Consider the following 25,984-nt stretch of genomic DNA (forward strand, 5'->3'; position numbering starts at 1 on the left):
CGAAACAGAAAGGTATTCGGTATATCACGTATTTAGAAACATAAAATTAGATATGAGTATGAAGAAATTTGGTATTTGGGCGGTGGCTGCCGCTTTATTCTTTGCCCCAATGGGCTTGAGTTCTTGCAGTATGGGATCTTCTTCCAGTGAAATGAAGGGAAGTCTCAACTTTACGCAGGATGATTTGACCGAGAAGCCTTTCAAGGCGATCGACGTGAATGTGATTGCCAGCGTTTATTATACCCAGAACAATGGCGATGAATGCAGCGTTCGATTGGATTACTCTGCCATCAAGGATGCTGAGTTCGTACAGAAGCTTAAGGAGAAACTCAAGGTGGTTTATCGTGACGGCGAGGTGAAGATCGGACTCAACGGAAAACTCAAAGTGCCTGCCGTTTGTAACTCTGAAAAGTATAGGCTCAAGATTTATATCACCAGTCCTGACCTGGTGAAGATTGCACAGGAAGGCGTGGGTTCATTCTATGCCAAGAGCATCAATAGCGACCGCCTGAAAATCGATAACGAGGGTGTAGGCTCTGTCAAGATTGGGAAGATTCTTGCCAACAAACTGGAGGTAACCAACGAGGGTGTTGGCTCGGTAAATATCGATGATGTGGCTGGAGATGATATGAACATTGATAACGAAGGCGTAGGCTCAGTGGTAATCTCTAAGGTTGAGATGGGAAGTGTGAAACTGGATAATGAGGGCGTAGGCTCTGTTAGTCTGGGAATGTTTAAGGGCGGCAGTCTGATTGTCAAGAATGAAGGCGTGGGCAGTGTGAAAGCCAAGGTTGACTGCCAGAGTGTAAACGCTACTTCTGAAGGTGTTGGAGGGGTTAACTTGAGCGGTGTAACCCGTCAGTACAATAAGAAAAAAGGCGGAATCGGAGGAATTTCTGATGGCGGTTTGATAGTAAAAAAGTAACGTAAGTTATTGAAAAACAGAAAATAAAGTGGTTAAGAATTAGTGCGGAAAATTTTTAAAATGAATTTTTGAAAATTTTCCGCAGCTAAGAAATTCGTAATTAGAAGTCCCACTTTACACCGAGGCAAGGACGAACCATCCAGCCGGCATTGCTGCCGAAGTTGTGGCTGATTTCTACCTCGCTACCTACGCTCAGGTTCTCGCAGCCGAAGTGCTGACCTACGTTGTACCAGAGCTGTGGCTCAGTAGTGAAAACGGTGTGCTCAGCTTTGTAATCGATGTTGCCATCCTTGTCGAGCTTCAGGTTGCCATCCTTATCCTTGAAAGAACTGTGGTCCTCCCACCAGAAATCTGCGAAACCGCTAAAGTTCAATCCCTTTAATCCAAAGATGTCTTTGCATCCCCAAACAGCAGTAAACTGCATTGGCACGTTCTGGTCGGTCTTGCGGATAGTCTTGTAGAGTGCCTGGAGTGTCAAGGTGTTCTTGAAACTCTTGTCGTGCATGAAATACTCTACACCGAAGAGCCAGGCATTGTTGATAGGGTAGTTCTTGGTAATACCACCATTATACTCTACGTGGAGGCTCCAGTTCTTCATTGGGCTGTTCTGCCAGAAGTTCAATGCACGTGAAATCTCAGTATAAGTTCCACCCTGTGCCACGTTTGGACTGTTGGTGTCCATTTTGTCGTAATTGAAGTCGTGGTCTACAAAGAAATAGGTGTTACCCCATTTGTCCTGCTTGAACATTTCGAGTGTGAGGGTAACAAACTTGCGGTCACTGCCGAAGTCGTAGAAAACTTGGGCGTTGGTCTGTGCTAAAGTTTTGCTCGCAGGGAGCAACGCAAGTGCCATGAGCAGTAGGCTTTTCATCTTTTTCATAAATTTTTTCTTTTCTTTATTATTTATTAAATGAAACAAAAAACTGCGGACGGAAGGCCCGCAGTTTGTAATTATATTTATCCGTAACGATTAGTATGCAAAGAGAGGGTAATTCTTCATCGTAGCATTCACCTTTTCGCGAACGCGGGCAATGACCTTCTCGTCCTCAGGAGCATTCAGAACCTCCTCGATGAGTTCGGCAATGAGGTGCATCATATCTTCCTTGGCGCCACGTGTGGTCATGGCAGCTGTACCCAGACGGATACCTGATGTCTGGAAGGCAGAACGGCTGTCGAATGGAACCATGTTCTTGTTGACTGTGATGTCGGCTGCAACCAGCGCATTCTCAGCGACTTTACCTGTAAGATCTGGATATTTACTTCGGAGGTCTACGAGCATAGAATGGTTGTCTGTACCACCGCTCACGATACCGAATCCGCGACCGATGAGGTCATCTGCGAGTACGGCAGCATTCTTCTTTACCTGAGCTGCATACTCCTTCCATGAAGGCTGCAGATTCTCATTGAAGGCTACCGCCTTGGCAGCGATGACGTGCTCCAGCGGTCCACCCTGCTGACCTGGGAATACAGCAGAATTCAAGAGCATGCTCATCTTCTTAACCTCGCCCTTCTTGGTTGTCAAACCCCATGGGTTGTCAAAATCTTTGCCCATCAGAATGATACCGCCACGAGGACCACGGAGGGTCTTGTGAGTAGTAGAAGTAACGATGTGCGCATACTTCAATGGGTTGTCGAGCAGACCGGCTGCAATCAGACCTGCAGGGTGAGCCATATCGATCATGAGGAGAGCGCCTACCTCATCGGCAATCTTGCGCATGCGGGCATAATCCCACTCGCGGCTATAAGCGCTACCACCACCGATAATCAGTTTTGGTTTGTGCTCAAGAGCCAGCTTCTCCATCTCGTCGTAGTCTACACGACCTGTCTCCTTGTTCAGGTTGTAACCGATAGGGTTGTAGAGAATACCGGATGTATTGACGTGGCTACCATGAGAGAGGTGGCCGCCGTGGTCGAGGTTCAAGCCCATGAAGGTATCACCTGGCTTCAATACGGCAAGCAGAACAGCAGCGTTAGCCTGCGCACCAGAGTGAGGCTGTACGTTGGCATACTCAGCACCGAACACCTTCTTTACACGCTCGATGGCGAGGTTCTCTACGATGTCAACTACCTGGCATCCGCCATAATAACGCTTGCCTGGCAGACCCTCGGCATACTTGTTAGTAAGGTAAGAACCCATAGCGTTCATCACCTCGTCACTCACGAAATTCTCAGAAGCGATAAGCTCCATACCCTTCAGCTGGCGCTGATGTTCTCTTTCGATTAAGTCGAAAATCTCTTGATCTTTTACCATTTCCCTTTACTTTTTATGGTTGATGTTTAATGAAATCGGGTGCAAAAATAAGCAATATCTCTCAAACTACCAAATAAATCGTAACATTTTGAGTGATATTGCTTACTTTTTGTTATAAACTACCTGTTTTTATTACTTGCAGAGCTCTACTTTGTCCAATTGCTGCTCTTTGTCGCAGTAGTGGCAACGTACGATACCGAGCACTTTATCTACGGTATGGAAGAGGGTCTGCATAGGCTCGTTGTTGGTGATGCACTTAGGGTTGTTGCACTTTACGATGCCCTTCAGCGTATCAGGAGTCTTGACGGTCTTCTTCTCTACGATTTCGTAGTCTTTGATGATACTCAGTCCGATGTTAGGCGCAACGACAGAGAGTCGGTTGATTTCCTCATCGGTAAAATACTTGTTGGCAACCTTGATGATGCCCTTCTTGCCAATCTTCTTGCTTGGCAGGTTGTAGCCGATAGTAACAGGAGTCTCCATCTTCTCCAACTGGAGCAGATTTACTACCTGATAGGTCTTTTCGGCTGGTATATGGTCGATTACGGTACCGTTCTCGATAGCCGCAACCACTAATTGACTTTTATTGTTTCCCATCTGTCTATTAACTATAAACTATTAACTATAAACTACTCAATAATGGTCTTATCGTTCTTCACATCATCGAGCGAGATGCCGAGGCAGTGGCAGAAGATAGCCTCACGTGCATAGAGGCCGTTCTGAGCCTGCTGGATATAGTATGCATGTGGATCATCATCTACATCGTAAGCAATCTCGTTCACGCGTGGAAGCGGGTGCATGATCTTCATGTTTTCCTTCGCCTTGCAGAGCATGTCGCGCTTCAGGATATACACGTTCTTTACGCGTTCATACTCCATCAGGTCGCTGAAACGCTCCTTCTGTACACGGGTCATGTAGAGAATGTCGGCACCTGCAATCACATCTTCGTTAAAGTCCTCGTGCTCAACATATTTGATGTTGTGCTCCTTGCAGTAGAGTTTATACTCTTCTGGCATGGCGAGTTCCTTAGGTGCGATGAAATGGAAGGTAGGATTGAAGTGGCGCATAGCTGTGATAAGTGAGTGAACGGTGCGGCCATATTTGAGGTCACCCACAAGATAGATGTTCAAGTTCTCCAGGGTACCCTGGGTCTTGTAGATAGAGTAGAGGTCGAGCAGGCACTGTGAAGGATGCATGTGAGCGCCGTCGCCTGCATTTACAATAGGCACTGGTGCTACCTCGCTGGCATACTGGGCTGCTCCCTCGATGAAATGGCGCATGGCGATTACATCGGCATAGTTGCTTACCATCAGGATGGTATCCTTGAGGGTCTCGCCCTTGGTGGTACTGGATGTCTTGGCATCAGAGAAACCAATGACACGGGCACCAAGACGGTTGGCAGCGGTTTGGAAACTGAGTTGGGTACGAGTAGATGGCTCGAAGAAAAGGGTCGCTACGACCTTTCCCTTCAACAACTCCCTGTTCGGGTGCTTTTCGAACTCTTGCGCCATTTCCAGGAGGTACATGATTTTCTCCTTGGAAAGGTCTGCAATGGTCACAAAATTATGTTTTTCCATTTGAAATATGATTGAATGTTCTAAAATCGCCCCCAAAGTTACATAAAAAATCTGATTTATGTGCGATAAGTCAAAACTTTTATGTAATTTTGCACAAATATTTAAAGAAATAGTGATGAGAAAGCGATTTATACATATTTTATGGGCTGTTTTCGGCACCGGAATACTTACGGTAATTCTTGCCTTTGTTGCCATCTGGTTTGGAATGATTGGCTACATGCCCGACATCGAGGATCTGCAGAATCCTATCAACAGATTTGCCACCCAGGTTTACTCTGCCGATGGCAAGGTGCTTGGTACGTGGAACCTGAATAAGGAGAACCGTATCGTGATTCCTTACAAGAAAATGTCACCTTATTTAATAAAGGCACTGGTGGCTACCGAGGATGAGCGATTCTATGAGCATTCGGGTATCGACTTCCGTGCACTGGGACGTGCCATCGTCAAGCGTGGTATCCTGGGACAGACTAATGCGGGTGGTGGAAGTACCATCACGCAGCAGCTCGCCAAGCAGCTTTATTCTGAGAAGGCAGGCAGTACGATGGAACGATTGTTGCAGAAGCCGATAGAGTGGGTGATTGCGGTGAAGCTGGAACGCTATTATACCAAAGAGGAGATTCTGGCTCTCTATCTCAATTACTTCGATTTCCTGCACAATGCTGTAGGAATCAAGACGGCGGCTAATACCTATTTTAATAAGGAACCGAAGAATCTGACCCTCTGTGAGTCGGCAACGCTCATCGGACTGTGCAAGAATCCGTCGCTCTTCAATCCGGTTCGCTATCCGGAGAGAGCGAGGGAGCGCAGAAATGTGGTTCTTTCGCAGATGGTGAAGGCGGGATATCTGAGCCGGAGCGAGTATAGCCAGTATGCTGCTGAGCCGCTGACACTCAATTTCCACCGTACCGACCATAAGGATGGTTCGGCTACTTATCTGCGTGAGTTCCTTCGCCAGTATATGATGGCTAAGCGTCCGGAGCGTAGTGATTATCCATCCTGGAACCATGCCCAGTTTGTGGTGGATTCTACCCAGTGGGAGAATGATCCGCTCTATGGATGGTGCAACAAGAACTATAAGAAGGATGGTTCGCCATATAATGTATACAGTGATGGACTGAAGGTGTTTACAACTATCGATAGCCGTATACAGCAGTATGCGGAAGAGGCTATGTATCAGCATGTAGCCCGCTATCTGCAGCCTCGTTTCAGTGCAGAGATAGCCCGCAAACCAAGCTCGCCATACAGCGATAAGCTGACACCAAAACAGATTAAGAGTATACTGAACCGCAGTATCACCCAGAGTGAGCGTTACCGTACGATGAAGGCTGCGGGATATTCTGAGGATGAAATCAAGGCGGCATTCCGCAAGAAGCAGGAGATGACCGTATTTACCTATCATGGTGATATTGATACGCTGATGAGTCCGCTTGATTCTATCCGTTATTACAAGAGTTTTCTGCGTAGCGGTTTTATGAGCATGGATCCTAAGACGGGTGCTGTGAAAGCGTATGTGGGTGGATTGGATTATACTCATTTCATGTATGATATGGTGAGTCTGGGACGCCGGCAGGTGGGTTCTACCATCAAGCCATTCCTTTACAGTCTGGCGATGTCTAACGGCTTCCAGCCTTGCGATCTGGCGCCTAACCGTCAGCGGACCTATATGGTGGCAGGTCGTCCGTGGACACCTCGCAATGCCAACCATTCACGTGCCGGACAGATGGTTCCGCTGAGTTGGGGATTGGCGCAGAGTAGCAACTGGGTGAGTGCTTATCTGATGAGTAAGCTCAATCCGCAGCAGTTCGTACAGATGTTGCGCGACTTCGGCATCAACAGTCCTGATATCCATGCATCCATGAGCCTCTGTCTGGGACCATGTGAGGTAAGTGTCAGCGAGATGGTGAGCGCTTATACCGTATTTGCCAACCACGGCATCCGTACAGCTCCCATGTTTGTGAGCCGTATCGAGGATAATGAAGGTAATACGATTGCTACCTTCCAGCCACGTATGAACGAGGTGATCAGTGCAGATAATGCCATGAAGATGCTCACCATGCTGATGGGCGTTGTGGATAATGGTACGGCAGGAAGACTGCGCTACCGTTATAACCTGGAAGGACAGATTGGCGCCAAGACCGGTACTACCAATAACAACAGCGATGGTTGGTTTATCGGCTTTACTCCACAACTCGTAAGTGGCTGCTGGGTAGGTGGTGAGGAGCGTGATATCCACTTCGATTCCATGAGTATGGGTCAGGGTGCTACCATGGCTTTGCCTATCTGGGCGATATTCATGAAGAAGGTTTATGCCGACCCGTCGCTGGGTATCAGTCCTGCTATCAAGTTCGATTTGCCGGAAGACTACAATCCTTGTTCCCGCAAGGCAGCCGAACAGGATGACTTTGAGGAAGTAGGAGGTGGCAGTATCGACGAAGTTTTCGAATAAGAACCAAGGCATTCGCCATTTTTGCATGTATTTATTTTAAATAGTGCAAAAATGGCGAATGTTATTTGTTTATATGCATTTTTTTTTGTATTTTTGCAGAGTTTTAGAACATGCACAGCCTGAATGATGTTTCTTCGGGTTTTTCAAAATAGAAATAAAATAAAAAATCATTATAATGAACGTTTCATACAAATGGCTTAAAGAATACGTTGATTTCGATTTGACACCACAGGAGACTGCGGACGCGTTGACCTCTTGCGGACTCGAAGTTGACGCTTTGGAAGAAGTTCAGTCTGTCAAGGGCGGACTGAAAGGTCTCTATGTGGGTAAAGTATTGACATGCGAGGAGCATCCTAACAGTGATCACCTCCATGTTACAACCGTTGACTTGGGCAAGGGCGAACCTCAGCAGATTGTCTGTGGTGCTCCTAACGTTGCTGCAGGTCAGAAGGTTATCGTGGCTGATTTGGGCTGCGTGCTTTACGATGGCGACCAGAGTTTTACCATCAAGAAGAGCAAACTCCGCGGTGTAGAGAGTTTGGGTATGATCTGTGCTGAGGATGAGATTGGTGTAGGTACCTCTCACGACGGCATCATCGTACTCCCAGAAGATGCTCCGGTAGGTCAGCCTGCTGCTGAGTATTATCATCTGGAGAGCGACTGGCTCATCGAGATTGATATCACAGCCAACCGTGCTGATGCGCTCGGTCACTGGGGTGTAGCCCGCGACCTGTATGCCTGGTTGAAGCAGAATGGCTACAAGACAAGCTTGCATCGCCCATCTTGCGATGAGTTTGTGGTAGACAACGAGGATCTTCCTATCGATGTTGAAATCCAGAATACTGAGGCTTGCAAGCGTTATGCCTGTGTAAGCATCACCGGTTGTGAGGTGAAGGAAAGTCCTAAGTGGTTGCAGGATAAGCTGAACATCATCGGCTTGCGCCCTATCAACAATATCGTGGATATTACCAACTACATCATGATGGCATACGGCCAGCCATTGCACTGCTTCGATGCAGACATGGTTACCGGTCATAAGATTGTAGTTCGTACCCAGCCAGAGGGCACCAAGTTTGTTACTCTCGATGGCGAGGAGCATACCTTGGGTGAGCACGACCTGAGCATCTGCAATGCTGAGGAGCCTATGTGTATCGCCGGTATCTTCGGCGGTAAGGGGTCTGGTACTTATGAGACAACCAAGGATGTAGTCTTGGAGAGTGCTTACTTCCATCCTACATGGATCCGCAAGAGCGCTCGCCGTCATGGTTTGAGCACAGATGCCAGCTACCGTTTTGAGCGTGGTGTAGATCCAAACGGACAGATTTATGCATTGAAGCAGGCAGCCATCCTCTGCAAGCAGTTGGCTGGCGGCAAGATTTCCATGCAGATCAAGGATGTATATCCAGAGCCAATGCAGGATTTCCCTGTTCGCCTGAACTATGAGTATGCGCATCGCCTTATCGGTAAGGAGATTGGTGCTGAAACCATCAAGAACATTGCTACATCTCTCGAGATGAAGATTGTGAAGGAGGATGCTGAGGGTATCGACCTCCTGGTTCCTGCTTATCGTGTAGACGTTCAGCGTCCTTGCGACGTGGTAGAGGATATTCTCCGTATCTACGGATATAATAATGTGGAGATTCCAACCCAGTTGAAGAGCTCCCTGACTGTTCAGGGCGATGAGGACAAGGCTTATCACAGCCAGAACCTCGTGGCTGAGCAGCTGGTAGGCGAGGGCTTCATGGAGATACTCAACAACTCTCTGAGCAAGGCTAGCTACTATACCGACTTCGACCTCAATAAGTATCCTAACGAGACAACCGTGAAGGTGATGAACCCATTGAGTGCTGATCTCGGTGTGATGCGCCAGACGATGCTGTTCGGTGGTTTGGAGAGTGTGGTTCGCAACATCAACCATAAGAGCCAGAACCTGAAGTTCTTCGAGGTGGGTAACACCTATATATATAATAAGGAGAAGTGGAGCGAGGAGAGTCCTATCAAGGCTTACTCTCAGGAGGCTCACATGTCACTCTTCATCACCGGTAAGCGCGTAGAGGGCAGTTGGGCTCATGCTGATGAGCAGAGCAGCATCTACGAGTTGAAGGCTGTGGTAGAGAATGTTCTCCGCCGTGTGGGTATGCCACAGAACAACGTGGTTATCAAGCACAGCGACAATAACATCTTCTCTAAGGGCGTAAGTTACGAGACCCGTGCCGGAAAGGTATTGGTAGAACTGGGTATCCTGAGCCTGAAGTTGAAGAAAGCATTCGATATCGAGCAGGATGTATTCTATGCTGATATCCACTGGGATAACCTGATGAAGGCAGTGAAGAAGGTGAACCTTACTTATACCGACATCAGCAAGTATCCTTCAGTTAGCCGCGACCTTGCATTGCTCGTAGACAAGAATGTAGAGTTCGCTCAGATTGAGCAGATTGCCCACCAGACAGAGAAGAAACTCCTGAAGAGCGTTGTTCTCTTTGATGTTTACGAGGGTGAGCATTTGCCAGAGGGCAAGAAGAGTTATGCCGTTAACTTCATCCTGCAAGATGAGGAGAAGACTCTGAATGACAAGCAGATAGATGCTATCATGAAAAAACTCATAGCCAACCTTACAGGCAAGCTCAATGCAGAATTGAGATAACAGAACTTTCGTATAGAGGAAGTTAAGGGAAGTGAGAGGGAAGTGAGAGGGACAAATGTCCTACGTTTTACGCTAGATGACTATTGTCTTTTAACTTCCCGAACGACCGTAGGGAGTGATAACTTCTTTAACTTCTATTAATTCCCTCACTTACGAAACAAGAATAAGATAATATTATAAACAAACGATAAACATTTAAAATTTTATTCCAATGGGAAGAGCATTTGAATATCGTAAAGCTACAAAGCTGAAAAGATGGGGCCACATGGCCAAGACATTTACTAAGTTGGGTAAGCAGATTGCTATTGCTGTGAAGGCAGGCGGTCCAGAACCAGAGAACAACCCATCATTGCGTGCTATCATCGCTAACTGTAAGCGTGAGAACATGCCTAAGGATAACATCGCTCGTGCCATCAAGAACGCTTGTGGCAAGGATACCAGCGATTACAAGGAAGTAACATACGAGGGATATGGCCCTCACGGAGTGGCTGTCTTCGTTGATACTCTGACAGACAACACTACACGTACTGTTGCTGACGTTCGTTCTATCTTCAACAAATTCAGCGGAAACTTGGGTACAACAGGTTCTCTGTCTTTCCTCTTCGACCACAAGGCTGTGTTCACATTCAAGAAGAAGGAAGGTCTGGATATGGATGAGATGATTCTCGACCTGATCGACTACGGCGTAGAAGATGAGTTTGATGAGGATGAGGAGAACAACGAAATCACTATCTATGGTGCTCCTACAAGCTTCGGTGAGATTCAGAAGCACCTGGAGGCTGAGGGTTTCGAAGTAACTGGTGCTGAGTTCACTTACATCCCTAATAATTTGAAGGATGTAACTCCTGAGGAGCGCGAAACTATCGACAAGATGGTTGAGAAGTTGGAAGAGTTTGACGATGTTCAGACTGTATATACCAACATGAAGCCAGAAATTCCTGTAGACGCAGAATAAGCATTATGTTGCAGCAAGACAAACAGGATAAGTTGCAGAAGGTAACTTATCAGACTCATGGCACCTGCTCAAAATACATCTGCATCAGTATAGATGAAGATGGAAATGTGCAGGATGCCCAGTTCATCGGAGGCTGCGATGGCAATACCAAGGGCGTTTGTGCTTTGATTAAAGGCATGAAGGCAAAGGAGGTCATCGCCCGACTGAAGGGTATCACTTGTGGCAATAAGCCTACAAGCTGTCCAGACCAGTTGGCGACAGCTTTGCAGGAAATGGGATATTAATAGTGTTTTAGGCACTGAGTATATTTTAGGCACGGATTACACAGATTACACGGATTTTCTATACGCTTTTTCTATAGCGTCATAAATCCGTGTAATCCGTGTAATCCGTGCCTTTTTCTACTTCTAGTACTCCGTGTCTTTTCTAATACTTGAAGGTATCATCCAGCAACACCTCTTTCGGGTTCTTAGCCGAATGATATACGAAACGGAAGGTGAAATGCTCTTCCTTATATTTCTTCAGACCAGGGTTGTTGTCCAGGGCTTCCTTCTGAATCTTATGGAGTTTATCCTTGTTGGCATCAATCGCCTTCTTGTTATCTGCCTTGTTTCTCAAAGAGATATAGTACGTATATATCTTCTTGGTTTTATCAAATGCAGCACTGTCAGTCCTGGCGTCGTTGACGTATGGAGTAGGACAGTATTTTTCAGTATACTCCTTGGCTTCACGAGCCGCTTTGTCCTCCAGACTTTCTGTACAAGAAACGAGCAAAGAAGCAAAAATACCGATGTAAATCAACTTTTTCTTCATGATTTTTCTATATTTTACCTAAAAATCTCTATTATTTTCAATATTTTGTGCAAAGATACGAAAAAAAATACTATCTTTGCACTCTAAAGAGAGAAAATTATATGGAGAATATAAATAAAATAAGAAATTTCTGCATTATTGCACATATAGACCATGGTAAAAGTACCTTGGCAGACCGACTTCTGGAGAAGACTCAGACCATCAAGATTACTGAAGGACAGATGCTTGATGATATGGATTTGGAAAGAGAGCGTGGTATCACGATCAAGAGCCACGCTATCCAAATGGAATATAAGGCAAAGGATGGACAGACCTATATCCTGAATCTTATCGATACTCCGGGACACGTTGACTTCTCATACGAAGTTTCCCGTTCCATCGCTGCTTGCGAGGGAGCACTGCTGGTTGTTGACGCCACTCAAGGCGTTCAGGCACAGACCATTTCAAACCTCTATATGGCTATCGAGCACGACCTGGAGATTATTCCGGTAATCAATAAGATAGATATGCCTTCAGCTATGCCTGAAGAGGTAGAAGATGAAATAGTAGACCTGATCGGTTGCAAGCATGAAGATATTCTCCGTGCTTCAGGTAAGACAGGTGAAGGTGTAGAAGATATACTGGAAGCTGTTATTAATCGTGTTCCTGCTCCGGTAGGAGACGAGAAGGCACCGCTTCAGGCTTTGATTTTCGACTCTGTATTCAACTCTTTCCGCGGCATCATCGCCTATTTCAAGATAGAGAATGGCGTGATCCGTAAGGGAGATAAGGTGAAGTTCTTCAATACCGGCATGGAATATGATGCAGATGAAATCGGTGTATTGAAGATGGATATGATTCCACGTCAGGAATTGGGTACCGGTGAGGTAGGTTATATCATCTCGGGTATCAAGAATGCTACCGAGGTAAAGGTGGGTGATACCATTACCCATATCGCCCGTCCTTGTGACAAGGCGATTGCGGGTTTCCAGGAAGTAAAACCTATGGTCTTTGCCGGTGTTTATCCTATCGATCCTAGCGATTACGAGAATCTGCGAGCATCGCTCGAAAAACTGCAGCTCAATGATGCTTCATTGACTTTCTCGCCAGAGAGTTCTGTGGCTTTGGGCTTCGGTTTCCGTTGCGGATTCCTCGGCTTGCTCCACATGGAAATCGTACAGGAGAGACTGGACCGTGAGTTTAATATGGATGTCATCACTACCGTACCTAACGTATCTTATATGGTATACGACAAGCAGGGCGGTGTGAAAGAGGTTCACAATCCTTCCGGATTGCCAGACCCAACGCTGATAGACCATATTGAGGAACCATATATCCGGGCAACCATCATTACGGCAACCAATTATATTGGACCTATCATGAAACTCTGTCTGGACAAACGAGGCGAACTCATCAACCAGGAATATGTGAGTGGAAACCGTGTAGAGCTCCACTTCATGTTGCCGTTGGGAGAAATCGTCATCGACTTCTATGACAAGCTGAAGAGTATCTCCAAGGGATATGCTTCGTTCGACTATCATATCGATTCCTTCCGTCATTCCGACCTGGTGAAGCTCGATATCCTGTTGAATGGAGAGCCTGTAGATGCTTTGAGTACTTTGACTCACCGCGATAACTCTGTGAGCTTCGGCCGCAGAATGTGCGAGAAGTTGAAGGACCTCATACCTCGTCAGCAGTTCGATATTGCTATCCAGGCAGCTATCGGTGCCAAGATTGTGGCACGTGAGACTGTTAAGCAGGTGCGCAAGGATGTTACCGCCAAATGTTATGGTGGTGACGTGAGCCGTAAGCGCAAGTTGCTGGAGAAGCAGAAGAAGGGTAAGAAGCGCATGAAGCAGATTGGTAATGTGGAAGTTCCACAGAAAGCCTTCCTGGCTGTGCTCAAACTCGATTAATGAATTAATAATAAGTATCAAGTAAAAGGAGGTTAAGTATTATGGCAGACTTTAAAGTAATTATCCCTAAGCGTGATATTGCGCGCGAGCTGGCGCGTAAATATAGTACGATGACTCATGATGAGCTCGATGTGATGGAAGATATCCTGGAGCCTATCAAGTATGGCAAGGGCGAGATGATCTTGCCTGAAGGTGAACAGTGCATGGGTATCTCGTACATCGAGAAGGGATTGGTGCGCCAATTTTACTTAAAGAATGGCAAGGAGGTGACCGAACATCTGGGTGTGGATCATTCCATCTTTATGTGCATTGAGAGCCTCTTTAAGGAAGAGCCTACCCGCCTGCAGGTAGAAGCTCTGGAGCCTACTCTGGTGTATATGCTACCGAAGAAGAAGCTGGAGGCGGCTGCTATGCGTAATGTCAATATCCAGATGCTTTATCGTAAAATACTGGAAGAGAGTTTGATTCAGTCTCAGATTCATGCCGATCTGATGCGATTTGAGTCAGCACCTAATAAATATAAGCGCCTGTGCGAAATGAACCCACAGGTGGTTCTGCGTGCTCCGCTCACCTATATCGCAAGCTATCTGCAGATGACTCCGGAAACGCTGTCCAGAATCCGCTCGAATACTTTATTATAATTTATAACTTATAAAAAATGGTGTGACTTCAAAACCGAAGTCACACCATTTTTTTTGTATCTTTTGATTCTATCGAATGAAGTTTTCTTTATTCCATAGATAGATGTTTTCTTTATTCTGCCGTATAGAGGAATCGCTTGATACTCTTCTTAGGAGTCTTTTCAAACTCATCTTCATGTATACGTATTTCTGATACTTTGCTGTAAGCAGGAATCATGGTGTTGAGCTCCTGGCGGTTCTGCTCCATGACATCTGCCAGTTCTTTGGTACCGAGGTTCAGGGTCTGAGCTTCATCATAGTCTGGGTGAACCAGAGCAATGAGCTTGTCGCCCTTCTGTATAACCACGCTTTCCGCTACCAGAGCCAAAGAGTTGAGTTTATCCTCAATCTCCTCAGGGTAGATATTCTGACCGTTTGCGCCGAGCAGCATGTTCTTGCTACGACCCTTGATGAAGACGTTGCCGTCACCATCCATGGTTCCGAGGTCGCCTGTATGATACCATCCGTTCTCGTCGATGGTCTGCTTGGTAGCTTCCTCATTCTTATAGTAACCCAACATTACGTTAGGACCCTTGGCAAGGATTTCGCCCGGTACATTCTCAGGATCAGGACTGTCGATGCGGACCATCATGTGGAGGGCAGCCTTACCGCAAGAGCCCGGTACGAAGTTTTTGTAATCCTCGTAGCAGATGATAGGGGCACATTCTGTTGCGCCATATCCCACGGTATATTTGAAACCTACGCTATGGAGGAAACTTTCCACTTCCTGGTTAAAGGCTGCACCACCGATAATCACCTCGTAGAAGTTGCCACCGAAGGCATTGGTTACCTGGTCGCATATCTTCTCCTTCACCTTCTTGCTGATTACAGGCATGTGGAGCAGCATACGCATACGGTTGTTCTGGATCTTAGGGAATACCTTCTTGCGGATAATCTTCTCGATAACCAGAGGTACAGCTATGATGACGGCTGGCTTGATGCGGCCGAATGCCTCGGCGATGATGGCTGGGCTAGGGATGCGGGTGAGATAGAAGATGTGGCAGCCCTTGATGAATTCGAAGATAAATTCAAACGCCATGCCGTACATGTGGGCCATCGGCAGGATACTGATGATAGAATCTCCCGGCTTGATCTTCTTACCCAGTACGTCCTCAGCAAAATCTGCATTGCCCCAGAGTGCACGGTATGGAACCATTACTCCCTTGGAGAAACCGGTAGTTCCGCTGGTATAGTTGATCATAGCCAACTCATCCGGATTCTGTTCCATATAGTAGTTGACATGGTTTTTGCGGAAGTACTTAGGATACTTGATACCGAACATCTCGTTGAGGTGTTCGCGCGCATAAGTCAACTTGTCGGTACGTGAAACGACAAGTGAATAATCCGGTATATAGATGATGCCTTCAAGACCTGGCATCTTCGTTGCATCAATCTGTGTAGCTACAACATCACCCACAAAGAGCAGTTTGGCATCGCTGTGGTTTACTATGTTGTGAATCTGGTCTGGCATGAATTCATGCAGGATAGGTACGGCAATGGCACCATAGGTAAGGGTAGCAAGGAATGCTACAGCCCAGTTTGCGCTATTTCGACCGCAAAGTGCTATCTTGTCGCCCTTTACTACACCAGAGTTCTCAAACATGATGTGTAGCTTCTCAATTTTGCGTGCTACATCATGGTACTGCAAGGTTGCTCCCTTGTAGTCTGTCAGAGCATCCATATCCCAATGGTCTACGATGCTCTTTTGGATGAGTGCGTTAAAGCTTGGAATCTCCATATTTTTGTTATTTAACGATTTGCTTTTTTATATTTTTCTCGTACAGAAGTCAGTTTGCTGATGATAGACCTTATCTGCTGATGGTCTGTCAGCAGATAGGGCCTGTCTCTAGATTGCGTTCTGATAGAGGTAACGCTTGATAGACTTCTTGGCTGTCTTTTCAAATTCCTGATTATGAAGTTTGATGCGTGACACCTTTGCGAAGCTAGGTATCTGCATGTTCAGTTCCTTGCGGTTCTGCTCCATGATGTTCTCCAGGTCTTCGTCTGTAAAGCCGAGGTTGTTAACTTCTTCCATATCCGGATGAACCAGAGCTACCAGCTTGTCATTGCTCTGTATTACGATGCTCTCGTTGACCATAGCCATGGAGTTGAGCTTGTCCTCAATCTCTTCCGGATAGATATTCTGTCCGTTAGGTCCCAGCAGCATGTTCTTGCTTCTGCCTTTAACGAAGATATGTCCGTCGGCGGCCATCGTTGCCAGGTCGCCTGTATGGAACCATCCGTCTTTATCTATTACGGCATCTGTTGCCTCCTGGTTCTTGTAATAGCCCTTCATCACATTGATGCCGCGGCAAACCAGTTCACCGGCTACGTTCTCCGGGTCATCGCTCAAAACCTTTACCTCCATGTGCTTCACGGCAACACCACAACTTCCTGCCACATAGTTGTCCTGATGGGCAAAGGTGATAAGTGGAGCAGTCTCAGTGGTACCATATCCCATTGCGATAGGGAAACCTACGCTGATGAAGAAGTTCTCTATCTCCTTGTTGAGCGGAGCACCACCCACAACAACCTCGTAAGGACGTTCGCCAAACTTTCTCAATACAAACTCGCGAACCTTCTCCTTGATGCGCTTATTGATGACAGGCATGTTCATCAGCAGTCTTGCGCGGTTGGTTTGGATATGTGGGAATACTTCCTTTCTTACAATCTTGTCTACTACAAGCGGCACCGCATAGAGGATGTCTGGCTTGATTTCTGACAACGCCTCTGAGATGAGCGTTGGGCTCGGCAGACGGGTAAGGAAGAAGATATGGTTACCCAATACTATATTGAAGAGAAATTCTGTCATGAGTCCATACATGTGAGCCATCGGAAGGGTAGAAAGGATGTTGCAGTTCTTACCTATATGAGGTTTCACTGAATCGATGAGGTAGTCGAGATTACCCCAAAGTGCTCTGTATGGGAGCATCACACCTTTTGAGAAACCGGTAGTTCCACTGGTATAGTTGATCATTGCCAGTTCTTCAGGATCGTCTACGTGATACTTCACGTGTTCTGGTCTGAAATACTTAGGATATCTGTGTCCGAACATGGCATTGAGGTTCTCGCGCGCATAAGTCAGTTTCTCAGAGCGCGAGATGACAAGCGAATTGTCCGGAAGATAGATGATTCCTTCCAGTGAAGGCATCTCCTCTGGTGTTATCTCTGTAGCTACCACGTCACCAACGAACAGAAGTTTGCTTTCGCTGTGGTTCACGATGTTGTGAATCTGCTCAGGCTTGAATTCGTTCTGTATAGGTACGACAATGGCTCCGTAAGTAATAATGGCCAGGAAGGCTACTGCCCACTGGCTACTATTTCTTCCGCAGACGGCAATCTTGTCGCCCTTCTTTACATCGCTGTTTTCGAACAGGATGTGTAGCTTCTCAATCTTTCTGGCAATATCGTGATATTGGAGGGTTGTGCCCTTGTAATCGGTGAGCGCATCCAGATTCCAATTCTTGATAATGCTGTTCTCAATATACGAGTTAAAACTTGGTATTGAATTCATTGCACAATTTACAAAATTTTGTGCAAAGATAATGAAAATAGTGCACACTGCAAAATAAAATGTGCACTATTTTCAAAAACTATATAAAATAATTAGTTTTTTTTCTTTTTAGTTTACATATTGTGGTGTTATAGACTGTATTTTACTCATATCTCATTGATTTGGCTGGATGGATATGAGAAATCAGGTAGCTTGGTGCTACGAGCATGAAGATGCTTATCAGCAGCGTAGCAATGTTCAGGGCTATGATGGCAAGCCAGTTGAATTCTACCGGAACGGTACTTACATAATAGGTCTGTGCATCGAGTTTGATGATGCCTGTAAAGTACTGGAGGGTAAGAATGCCGAGGGCGATGATGTTGCCCAGAAGCATACCCTTGCCGATGATGAAGACGGCAAACCACAGGAAGGTGTGGCGGATGGTCTTGTTGCGGGCACCCAATGCCTTCATTACGCCTATCATGGAGGTGCGTTCCAGAATAATGATGAGCAGACCGCTGATCATGGTGACGCCGGCTACTATCAGCATCAGACCGAGAATAATCCAGACATTCAGATCCATCAGGCTCAGCCATTGGAAGATGTTTGGATTCAGGTCCTTGATGGTAGAACTGCTGTAGGTTTCTCCATAGTGATCTACCGTGCGGTTCACCTTATTAATAATATAATCTTCAGTTTCGTTGAGCTTGTTGAAGTCGTTTACGGTCAGTTCTGCACCGCTCGCCTGGTCTTCTTCCCATCCGTTCAGCTTCACGGCAGTATAGAGGTCGGTGTATACCATTACCTCATCATACTTCTTCAGGTTGGTCTGATAGATACCCTTGATGGTGAAGCGGCGCATACGCACTGCGTTGTCATCAAAGAAGTAGGCAAAGATGCGTTCTCCCGTCTTCAGCTTCAGCTTATCAGCCATCAGCTGTGAGATGAGAATCTGGTTATGACTCGCTTTGTCATCAAACTTAGGGATGCTGCCTTCAATCATGTTCTGATGGATAAAGGTAGAATCGAAATCAGGTCCTACACCTTTGAACATGACGCCCAGGAAATCGCTGTCCGTCTTCAGGATTCCCTCTTTCATGGCAAATTTCTGCACATGTTTTACGCCAGGTATCTTTTTCAGTACGTTGACCATCGAGTCGTTCATGACCACCGGATACTGGTTTTGCTGCTGCAGCGTCATGAAGTCGGCCACCTGTATATGGCTTCCGAATCCTATTACCTTGTCGCGTATGGTATGCTTGAATCCGAGCACTACGCATACCGACATAATCATAATGGCGAGTCCGATAGCAACACCTGCAGTGGCTATATGAATAGCAGGGCGAGAAACTTTATGTTTATCGCCCTGATCGCTATATAATCTCTTTGCTATAAATAGAGGAAAATTCATTTCATTTGTAATGTTAAATGTTAAGTGTTAAATGTTAAATTCATCTTCGTGTCCGTTAGGCAACTTAACATTTAACATTTAACACTTAACATTGTTAATAATCAAAGTCCTTCGTCTTCCACTCTTCCCGGATAAGCCTCAAGTGCCTTACCCAGAACCACCAGAGCACGCTCCAGATCGTGTTTCTTCAAGACGTAAGCTACACGAACCTGATTGTGACCGGCTCCCGGAGTCGTATAGAAACCAGAGGCTGGAGCCATCATGATGGTTTCGCCCTCGTAGTTGAATTCCTCCAGACACCAGCGGCAGAACTTTTCTGAATCATCGATAGGCAGTTTGGCTACGGTATAGAAGGCTCCCATAGGAATAGGAGAGTATACGCCCGGAATGCGGTTCAAGCCGTCTATCAGGCACTTACGGCGCTCTACATACTCATCGTATACATCGCGGTAGTACTCTTCAGGAGCATCCAGAGAAGCTTCGGCTACAATCTGACCGATCAGTGGAGGAGAGAGACGGGCCTGGCAGAACTTCATCACCGCCTTGCGGATTTCAGCATTCTTGGTGATGAGGGCACCCACACGGATACCGCACTCACTGTAACGCTTCGAAACAGAATCGATGAGAACCGTGTTCTGCTCGATGCCTTCCAGGTGCATCGCACTGATATAAGGACTGCCGGTATAGATATACTCACGGTAAACCTCATCAGAGAAGAGATAGAGGTCGTACTTCTTCACCAGGTCACGAATCTGATTCATCTCTCTGCGGGTATAGAGATAGCCCGTAGGGTTGTTAGGGTTGCAGATCAGGATGGCACGGGTGCGCTCATTGATCAGCTCCTCAAACTTCTCTACCTTAGGCAGGGAGAAACCTTCTTCTATCGTTGTGGCGATGGTACGGATCTTGGCACCCGCCGAGATGGCAAACGCCATATAGTTAGCGTAAGCAGGTTCTGGTACGATAATCTCGTCGCCAGGGTTGAGGCAGCTCATGAAAGAGAAGAGTACAGCCTCAGAACCTCCCGATGTAATGATGATATCATCGGCAGTTACGTTGATGTTGAATTTCTTATAGTAATCTACAAGCTTCTCGCGATAGCTGAGATAGCCCTGACTTGGAGAATACTCCAAGACCGTGCGGTCTATATGCTTCAAGGCATCTAGGCCACATTGAGGAGTTGGAAGGTCAGGCTGACCGATGTTGAGGTGATATACCTTTACTCCACGTTTTTTTGCTGCGGCAGCCAGAGGAGCCAACTTTCTGATAGGTGACTCTGGCATTTCAAGACCGCGTACAGATATTTCTGGCATCTTAAAATATTGTTTCTTTCTATTAATTTTCCGTGTCGAAAATTGAATTCTATGACCTTCTGGTCTTTTCAATTTACGCTATTCGGCTGCAAAGATAAGAAAATTAGATGAGAATTGAGAATAACTTTCGGTTAAATTTTATTTTTTGATTAAAAACTCTTTAAATATGTCGCTCTTTGCTTTCTTTTTTATAACTTTGCACTTAATTTCAAGAATTGTTATAAGATTATACGAATTAATTAAAATAAGTAAGAAGAAAAATATGAGAAGTAGAACAAGTACATGGTTTGAGACCAAAGTGAAATATCAGAAGACAATGGAGGATGGTTCAGAAAAGGTTGTTTCTGAAGCATACGTAGTAGATGCTTTGAGCTTTACCGAGGCTGAGAGCGCCATCATCGATGAGATGTCGGTTTATGTAAGCGGCGAGTTGAAGGTGAGCGGTATCGGTAAGGCTGGCTACGGCGAAATCTTCTTCAGCGATGTGGATGATGATGATAAGTGGTATAAGGCTAAACTCCAGTTCATCACGATTGATGAGAAGAGTGAGAAGGAGAAGCGCAGCAATGTTACCTATCTTGTTCAGGCTAAGTCTCTCGCCCGTGCCCTCCGTTATATTGATGAGGTGATGGGCAAGACCATGATAGATTATGATGTGGTTGGTTTGAACGAAACCAAACTGATGGATGTATTCGAGCACCATGCTCCTAACGAGAAGAAAGAGGAGAAGAATGATGTGCCTGAATACGAGGAGAAATAATTCAACATTCAAGATATGGACTATGATGTAAAAGGAAATCTCCATGAGGTGCTGGGCAGCTTGCCTGCCGGTGTCCGTCTCGTTGCCATCAGCAAGTTCCATCCCAACGAGTATATCGAGGAGGCTTATGCTGAAGGACAGCGTATCTTCGGCGAGAGTCATGAGCAGGAACTCGCCAAGAAGGTGGCTTCGCTGCCTGAGGACATCGAGTGGCATTTCATCGGTCATCTGCAGACCAATAAGGTGAAGTATATCGCACCTTATATCTCGATGATTGAATCGGTAGACAGTCTGAAACTTCTCAAGGAGATTGAGAAGCAGGCTGCCAAGCACGATCGTGTAGTGAAGGTTCTTCTGGAACTTCATCTGGCAGAGGAAGATACCAAATCGGGTCTTTCTCTTGATGCTTGCCGCGAACTCCTGGAGGCAGGCGAATGGAGGGAGATGAAGCATGTGCAGATTTGTGGCATCATGATGATGGCATCTAATACAGACGATGAGCAGCAGATTGCTCAGGAGTTTGATGAGGCTGCCCGGTTCTTTGATGAGATAAAGGCCAGATACTTTGCTGATGATGAAGCTTTCTGCGAGCGCAGCTGGGGTATGAGTCACGATTATCATATTGCCGTCAAGCACGGCAGCACGATGGTTCGTGTAGGTACCACCATCTTCGGTCCTAGAATATATTAAAAAGCAAGGGAATTTATAAATTAGGCACGGATTACGCGGATTACACGGATTTATGGCGCTAATGCCAATAAACCATATTTATGGTTTTGTAAAAATCTGTGTAATCCGTGTAATCCGTGCCTTATCTTTCGTTTAGTATATTATCTTCTGTCCCTTGCTGGTGATATAAATCTTGCCCTTTTGTGGAACGGAAACCTTTCTGCCTTCCAGATCAAAATAGACTGTCGGTCTGTCTTTACCGATGATGACCGAAGAGATTCCGGTAGGAGAGAAGTTCTTGAGATAATCGAAGGTAACCAGACCGGTTGCTTCATCCTTTGTGATGTTGTAGAGCGGATGACTCGTATCAACACTGTTGTTCAGGGTGATACTGGTCAGACTGTTCACCTCATACTCTGTAGCTGAGCCCGCCTTGTAGGTCGGGAACGGGTCGTTCAGAAGACTTGTTATCATATCAACATCGTCGACGCCCGTGTTATAGCTGTTGTATACCATTCCGTCTGCAGGAACAATCATGACCCTTGGCTTACCAGTCGTGTTGTTGGGATAATCCTCCAGGTTAACCGATGGCAAATCATCGTAGTCGATGCGCCATACCAGCAATCCGTAACCAAAAGCCTCCTTGTACCATCCCTTGTTTCTGATATTCTGCAGCAGCAGGTATTCGCCCTGGCTGTTGGCTATAATCTTGTATGCATCCGATGCCTTGTCGTATGGTTCCAGTGTTATCTGCTGCGCCTCGGTATCAGAAAGGAGGGTAGGCTGTTTCCATCCTACGATGCTCTTCTCCCATGGTGAATAAGGGATAGGCTGGTAGCCGTTAGCCAGATAACTGCCCATATCCATAACGTCCCAATATTCAGGACTCTGGTTATGGTCTGTGATGCCGTTGGTAGGATAGATGTCTGGCAAACCGAGGGTATGCGAAAACTCATGACAGAAGAGACCGATACCATTGATGTAGTATTTGCCGTCTTGGGTATCTGCAGGCTTATTGTTCAGCTCGTTGTTGATGCCGAACCGGCATACTATTTTTCCGTCATAGGTTCCCAGTCCTCCTACGGTACCCGATCTCGGCCAGAGACAATCGCCTGAATTACCTGAGATGCTTTCAGAATAGCCGGCATAGATTACATATACGAGGTCTACATATCCGTCGCGATCGCTGTCGTAATCGGCAAAGTTTACCTTGTCGTCTACCTTCTGGCAGGCTTCCTTAATCATCTGAGGATAGAAGGTGTCGCCGTTGGCACTACCTTCATTATTGCCATAATAAGCAGAATTCTTGCTTACCGTAACAGGACCCACTACGTCAAACTGTGGTATAAACTGGTTATCGCTCATGTCAGCGAAATACTGCTGTATGCTGCCGTAGTTCTGGCAGTATTTCTCGTTGGTGATAAACACTTCTTTATCAGCCTCAGACATAGATTCTCCCTTTTTTCCGTTGAGGTAATGGTTGAATGTAGCAACCGGATCCTTACTCTTGAACTTCACATCCTGAAACTGCACCAGGAGTACCAATGCCTTCGGACTTCCCTTATGAGGGAAATAGCTTGGTCTCACGGTTCCTATTTCTGATGCTCTTGTGAGATTCTCTGAAGAGAAAACACGGGTTTTTCGGGTGTTCAGCTCTTCAGCAGTTATCTTTTCGTATTTTCCGTCTTGGGTTTCCCGCAGGGGCGTACCGTCCAGCAGCATGTAGTAGTGGAAGGTTTCGTCGCCATGCAGGGTGGCACATGCTACGGTTCCATCAGCCAGCATAATCTTGGCGATGCCCGGTTTAGCCTTTACGGCATAGAGATTGGCGATGCCCAGGAAGGCGAGCGCCAGAGAGATGATTGTCTTCTTCATAAACAGTTAGGGTAGATGGGGATTATTTATAAAAGTATTGTCCTTTCTTCTGAGTCTGGCATCCAAACTCGATGGCGTGATGCGGACAATGGTGATAGCAGGTAAAGCAGGTGAGGCAATCCTTGTGATGCAGCCATTCCGGATATTCTCCATGACCGCCCTTGATATCGCCTACAGGACAGACGTTGGCACAGATGCCACACTTCACGCACTTGTCTTTCTCCACATGAAACCGCTTGTCGGTGATGAGCACCTTCTCAAAGAATCCGCCCACAACCTTGGTGAAGAACCAGGGGATAGGACCTTTTACCAGACGGTTCACGCCCTCTTTCCTGTCGAATATCTCTTCGCAGATAACCGCCAGTTCCTGTGCCGATTTCGATTTCTTACGAACTTCGCGCTCCTTCGAATCAACATCCATGAAAGGAAGTCCCACATAAGATTCCGGCATGATGAGTGAGTAGGAAGCAGAAACCTCCGTGATGCCCAATGCCTGAAGCGATGCATTCAGCGCAATCGTATCGTTGAGGTTTTCGATGGTGAGTCCGATGCTGTCGCCTGCAGTACAGACGCAATAGGCGAAAGGATGCTTTCTGAACGTCTCCTTATCTTCTGCATTAGCATCAGGAGTTTCTCTCTGTATCTTCATCTTCCTGATAAACTCCCTTACAAGGCGTGGAACTCTCCAGCCATGTACGGGGAAAACGAATCCGAGCCGTTCATCCTCTTTCAGAATAAACGGCTCGGCTATATTGTGGCTTGAATCATCCGCCCGCATATAAGGGGCGATAGGAATCAAGTCTTCGTGTGTAGCCGCTGCCAGTCTGGCTGCTGCCCACTTGGTATTTCCTGTTCCGGAGAAATAGAAAACCATGCTTACTTTTAAATATGTATTGAGCTAGATTATTTCTTTTCTGTCATAACACCTTCTATATAGAGACGTGACATTTCTACATTGCCGTTAGAACGGACGGTGATGCTCTTCTTGAAATGACCAGGGAACATGCCCTTGCCGTTATAGGTAACACTAATCTGTCCCTTCTCGCCTGGAGCGATAGGCTTCTTGGTGTAAGAAGGTATGGTACAGCCGCAGCTGGCAATAGCCTGGTTGATAATCAAAGGCTTGTTGCCCACATTGGTGAAGGTAAAGGTAGCCTTCTGTACCGGATTTGATTCTTCGAATGAACCGAAGTTGTGTATCAGTTTGTCGAACTTAATCTCTGCCTGAGCAGATGCAGTAGCTACAAGAGCCACCAGCATAGTGAGTGTCAATATGATTCTTTTCATCTTCATATCCTTTCTTCTTTTTTATATTTCCTCTTTAATTTGCTTCTTATTTTTATATAATTTGATGCAAAAGTACATATAAAGTTTAGTATTACGTTACTTTTTTACATTATTTAACCGAACTTTCGCAAGTTTTGTCCCACACGCCCTGAAGGGGCAGAAGCTCCTAGCCCAGGGCATCTCCCTGGGTAATTACGGACGCAACCCTGTCGCCCTGAAAGGGCAAAAGCTTTAAAATATCGGGCAATAAACAAAGCTTTTGCCCTTTCTAACGCTTTCTGAAATAAAGGAGACAAAAAGTCCCCCAACCTTAATCACTTAAGATTGGGGGAGAGAGTAGAAAAAATAATAAACTATGAACAATATCAACTGAATAGAGGGCTAAATATGGAAATTAATTTCATTCAGCCAAGCCTGAACACTGAAGCAGGGACAGGACTTGTGGACGTTCGGGAGATCACGATGACCTAGGATCTCGGCTTCGGGATAGTCTACGCACAGACTCGTCAGGAGATTCTGGAGCGACTGCTTCTGAGCCTTCGTACGGGTATCTGCCGGATTGCCGTCGGCGTCGAGACCGCCTTCGTAACAGATGCCGATACTGTGTGCATTGAAATGGCGGGCGTGGGCGCCGATTTCTGACTCGGGACGTCCGGGGTAGATGACGCCGTCTTTCGTGATGTAATAGTGATAACCGATGCCGCGGAAACCACGGGCTAAATGACAGGCTTCGAGCTTTTCGAAGGTGAAGTCCTGGGTGACGCGGGTGGCTGAACAGTGAATGACAATAAGTGATATTTTTCTTGTGTTTTTCATAGTGCTGAATCTTTAAAGGGTTGATACTACTGGCAGCTCTGCACACAAAAGGCAGAGGCTACGGCAGTGAGAACGGTAATGACGAAATTCAGAATTTTCTTGAGTGTTTCTCTTTTCATTTTCATTTGATTTAAGGTTAACTGAACTTTCGCATATCAGGAAGTTAAAGGAGTT

General features: G+C 46.2%; 23 protein-coding genes. 9 read left to right on the plus strand and 14 right to left on the minus strand.

Annotated elements, in window-relative coordinates:
• Nucleotides 1–58: 58 nt before the first annotated feature.
• Entirely contained in the window at nucleotides 59–925 is an 867-nt protein-coding gene (locus tag NQ544_RS02590; RefSeq protein ID WP_153134011.1) for a GIN domain-containing protein, read from the plus strand.
• Nucleotides 926–1,025: 100 nt separating this feature from the next.
• On the opposite strand, the gene NQ544_RS02595 is transcribed toward NQ544_RS02590, so the two are convergent.
• The 4 genes from NQ544_RS02595 to pyrB form a co-directional block, all read right to left on the minus strand.
• On the minus strand, nucleotides 1,026–1,805 hold the full coding sequence (locus NQ544_RS02595; RefSeq protein ID WP_040552645.1) for a DUF5020 family protein: 780 nt from the start codon (nucleotides 1,803–1,805) through the stop codon (nucleotides 1,026–1,028).
• Nucleotides 1,806–1,895: 90 nt separating this feature from the next.
• The gene (gene glyA / locus NQ544_RS02600; RefSeq protein WP_006846977.1) at nucleotides 1,896–3,176 is read right to left on the minus strand and encodes a serine hydroxymethyltransferase; all 1,281 of its coding nucleotides are present in this window, start codon (nucleotides 3,174–3,176) and stop codon (nucleotides 1,896–1,898) included.
• A 132-nt stretch (nucleotides 3,177–3,308) separates the two neighbouring features.
• The gene (gene pyrI / locus NQ544_RS02605; protein WP_006846976.1) at nucleotides 3,309–3,773 is read right to left on the minus strand and encodes an aspartate carbamoyltransferase regulatory subunit; all 465 of its coding nucleotides are present in this window, start codon (nucleotides 3,771–3,773) and stop codon (nucleotides 3,309–3,311) included.
• A 32-nt stretch (nucleotides 3,774–3,805) separates the two neighbouring features.
• Nucleotides 3,806–4,753 (minus strand): aspartate carbamoyltransferase, encoded by a 948-nt coding sequence (gene pyrB, locus NQ544_RS02610; protein ID WP_006846975.1) that lies wholly within the window; start codon nucleotides 4,751–4,753, stop codon nucleotides 3,806–3,808.
• A gap of 115 nt (nucleotides 4,754–4,868) precedes the next feature.
• On the opposite strand from pyrB, the gene NQ544_RS02615 reads away from it, so the two are divergent.
• From NQ544_RS02615 to NQ544_RS02630, 4 genes are all read left to right on the plus strand, one after another.
• The gene (locus tag NQ544_RS02615; RefSeq protein WP_040552643.1) at nucleotides 4,869–7,199 is read left to right on the plus strand and encodes a penicillin-binding protein 1A; all 2,331 of its coding nucleotides are present in this window, start codon (nucleotides 4,869–4,871) and stop codon (nucleotides 7,197–7,199) included.
• 175 nt (nucleotides 7,200–7,374) lie between these two features.
• Nucleotides 7,375–9,843: a phenylalanine--tRNA ligase subunit beta gene (gene pheT / locus NQ544_RS02620; protein ID WP_006846973.1), complete on the plus strand. Its 2,469-nt coding sequence runs from the start codon at nucleotides 7,375–7,377 to the stop codon at nucleotides 9,841–9,843.
• A gap of 211 nt (nucleotides 9,844–10,054) precedes the next feature.
• The gene (locus NQ544_RS02625; RefSeq protein WP_006846972.1) at nucleotides 10,055–10,798 is read left to right on the plus strand and encodes a YebC/PmpR family DNA-binding transcriptional regulator; all 744 of its coding nucleotides are present in this window, start codon (nucleotides 10,055–10,057) and stop codon (nucleotides 10,796–10,798) included.
• Nucleotides 10,799–10,803: 5 nt separating this feature from the next.
• Nucleotides 10,804–11,082 (plus strand): TIGR03905 family TSCPD domain-containing protein, encoded by a 279-nt coding sequence (locus tag NQ544_RS02630; protein WP_006846971.1) that lies wholly within the window; start codon nucleotides 10,804–10,806, stop codon nucleotides 11,080–11,082.
• A gap of 142 nt (nucleotides 11,083–11,224) precedes the next feature.
• On the opposite strand, the gene NQ544_RS02635 is transcribed toward NQ544_RS02630, so the two are convergent.
• Complete coding sequence (locus NQ544_RS02635; RefSeq protein ID WP_006846970.1) at nucleotides 11,225–11,611, minus strand: DUF8479 domain-containing protein; 387 nt, start codon at nucleotides 11,609–11,611, stop codon at nucleotides 11,225–11,227.
• Between the two features lie 101 nt (nucleotides 11,612–11,712).
• On the opposite strand from NQ544_RS02635, the gene lepA reads away from it, so the two are divergent.
• Entirely contained in the window at nucleotides 11,713–13,506 is a 1,794-nt protein-coding gene (gene lepA / locus NQ544_RS02640) for a translation elongation factor 4 (RefSeq protein WP_006846969.1), read from the plus strand.
• Nucleotides 13,507–13,547: 41 nt separating this feature from the next.
• Nucleotides 13,548–14,147, plus strand: a complete 600-nt coding sequence (locus NQ544_RS02645; RefSeq protein ID WP_006846968.1) for a Crp/Fnr family transcriptional regulator — start codon at nucleotides 13,548–13,550, stop codon at nucleotides 14,145–14,147.
• Between the two features lie 112 nt (nucleotides 14,148–14,259).
• Here the strand turns inward: NQ544_RS02645 and NQ544_RS02650 are convergent, their stop codons facing one another.
• The 4 genes from NQ544_RS02650 to NQ544_RS02665 all read right to left on the minus strand — a co-directional run bounded on the left by NQ544_RS02650 (nucleotide 14,260) and on the right by NQ544_RS02665 (nucleotide 20,403).
• Nucleotides 14,260–15,924 carry an AMP-binding protein gene (locus NQ544_RS02650; protein ID WP_006846967.1) on the minus strand — a complete coding sequence of 555 codons (1,665 nt, stop codon included), beginning with the start codon at nucleotides 15,922–15,924 and terminating at the stop codon, nucleotides 14,260–14,262.
• A 108-nt stretch (nucleotides 15,925–16,032) separates the two neighbouring features.
• Nucleotides 16,033–17,700, minus strand: coding sequence for an AMP-binding protein (locus NQ544_RS02655; protein ID WP_006846966.1), 1,668 nt, complete (start codon nucleotides 17,698–17,700; stop codon nucleotides 16,033–16,035).
• Between the two features lie 142 nt (nucleotides 17,701–17,842).
• Nucleotides 17,843–19,090: an ABC transporter permease gene (locus NQ544_RS02660; RefSeq protein WP_006846965.1), complete on the minus strand. Its 1,248-nt coding sequence runs from the start codon at nucleotides 19,088–19,090 to the stop codon at nucleotides 17,843–17,845.
• Nucleotides 19,091–19,191: 101 nt separating this feature from the next.
• A complete protein-coding gene (locus tag NQ544_RS02665; protein WP_006846964.1) occupies nucleotides 19,192–20,403 on the minus strand; it encodes a pyridoxal phosphate-dependent aminotransferase in 1,212 nt (403 codons plus the stop codon).
• A 262-nt stretch (nucleotides 20,404–20,665) separates the two neighbouring features.
• Between NQ544_RS02665 and NQ544_RS02670 the strand changes: the two genes are divergently transcribed.
• Together NQ544_RS02670 and NQ544_RS02675 are read left to right on the plus strand one after the other, a co-directional pair.
• Complete coding sequence (locus NQ544_RS02670) at nucleotides 20,666–21,163, plus strand: DUF4494 domain-containing protein (protein WP_022122025.1); 498 nt, start codon at nucleotides 20,666–20,668, stop codon at nucleotides 21,161–21,163.
• A gap of 15 nt (nucleotides 21,164–21,178) precedes the next feature.
• Nucleotides 21,179–21,853, plus strand: a complete 675-nt coding sequence (locus NQ544_RS02675) for a YggS family pyridoxal phosphate-dependent enzyme (RefSeq protein WP_006846962.1) — start codon at nucleotides 21,179–21,181, stop codon at nucleotides 21,851–21,853.
• Nucleotides 21,854–21,985: 132 nt separating this feature from the next.
• Here the strand turns inward: NQ544_RS02675 and NQ544_RS02680 are convergent, their stop codons facing one another.
• The 5 genes from NQ544_RS02680 to NQ544_RS02700 all read right to left on the minus strand — a co-directional run bounded on the left by NQ544_RS02680 (nucleotide 21,986) and on the right by NQ544_RS02700 (nucleotide 25,929).
• Complete coding sequence (locus tag NQ544_RS02680; protein WP_006846961.1) at nucleotides 21,986–23,707, minus strand: M6 family metalloprotease domain-containing protein; 1,722 nt, start codon at nucleotides 23,705–23,707, stop codon at nucleotides 21,986–21,988.
• A 22-nt stretch (nucleotides 23,708–23,729) separates the two neighbouring features.
• Complete coding sequence (locus tag NQ544_RS02685; protein ID WP_006846960.1) at nucleotides 23,730–24,581, minus strand: EFR1 family ferrodoxin; 852 nt, start codon at nucleotides 24,579–24,581, stop codon at nucleotides 23,730–23,732.
• A gap of 29 nt (nucleotides 24,582–24,610) precedes the next feature.
• Nucleotides 24,611–24,994 carry a DUF1573 domain-containing protein gene (locus NQ544_RS02690; RefSeq protein WP_022122030.1) on the minus strand — a complete coding sequence of 128 codons (384 nt, stop codon included), beginning with the start codon at nucleotides 24,992–24,994 and terminating at the stop codon, nucleotides 24,611–24,613.
• 381 nt (nucleotides 24,995–25,375) lie between these two features.
• Entirely contained in the window at nucleotides 25,376–25,810 is a 435-nt protein-coding gene (locus NQ544_RS02695) for an N-acetylmuramoyl-L-alanine amidase (protein ID WP_006846958.1), read from the minus strand.
• 26 nt (nucleotides 25,811–25,836) lie between these two features.
• Entirely contained in the window at nucleotides 25,837–25,929 is a 93-nt protein-coding gene (locus tag NQ544_RS02700) for a smalltalk protein (protein ID WP_167529916.1), read from the minus strand.
• Nucleotides 25,930–25,984: the final 55 nt, after the last annotated feature.

The organism is Segatella copri DSM 18205, from assembly GCF_025151535.1.
GTDB lineage: Bacteria > Bacteroidota > Bacteroidia > Bacteroidales > Bacteroidaceae > Prevotella > Prevotella copri.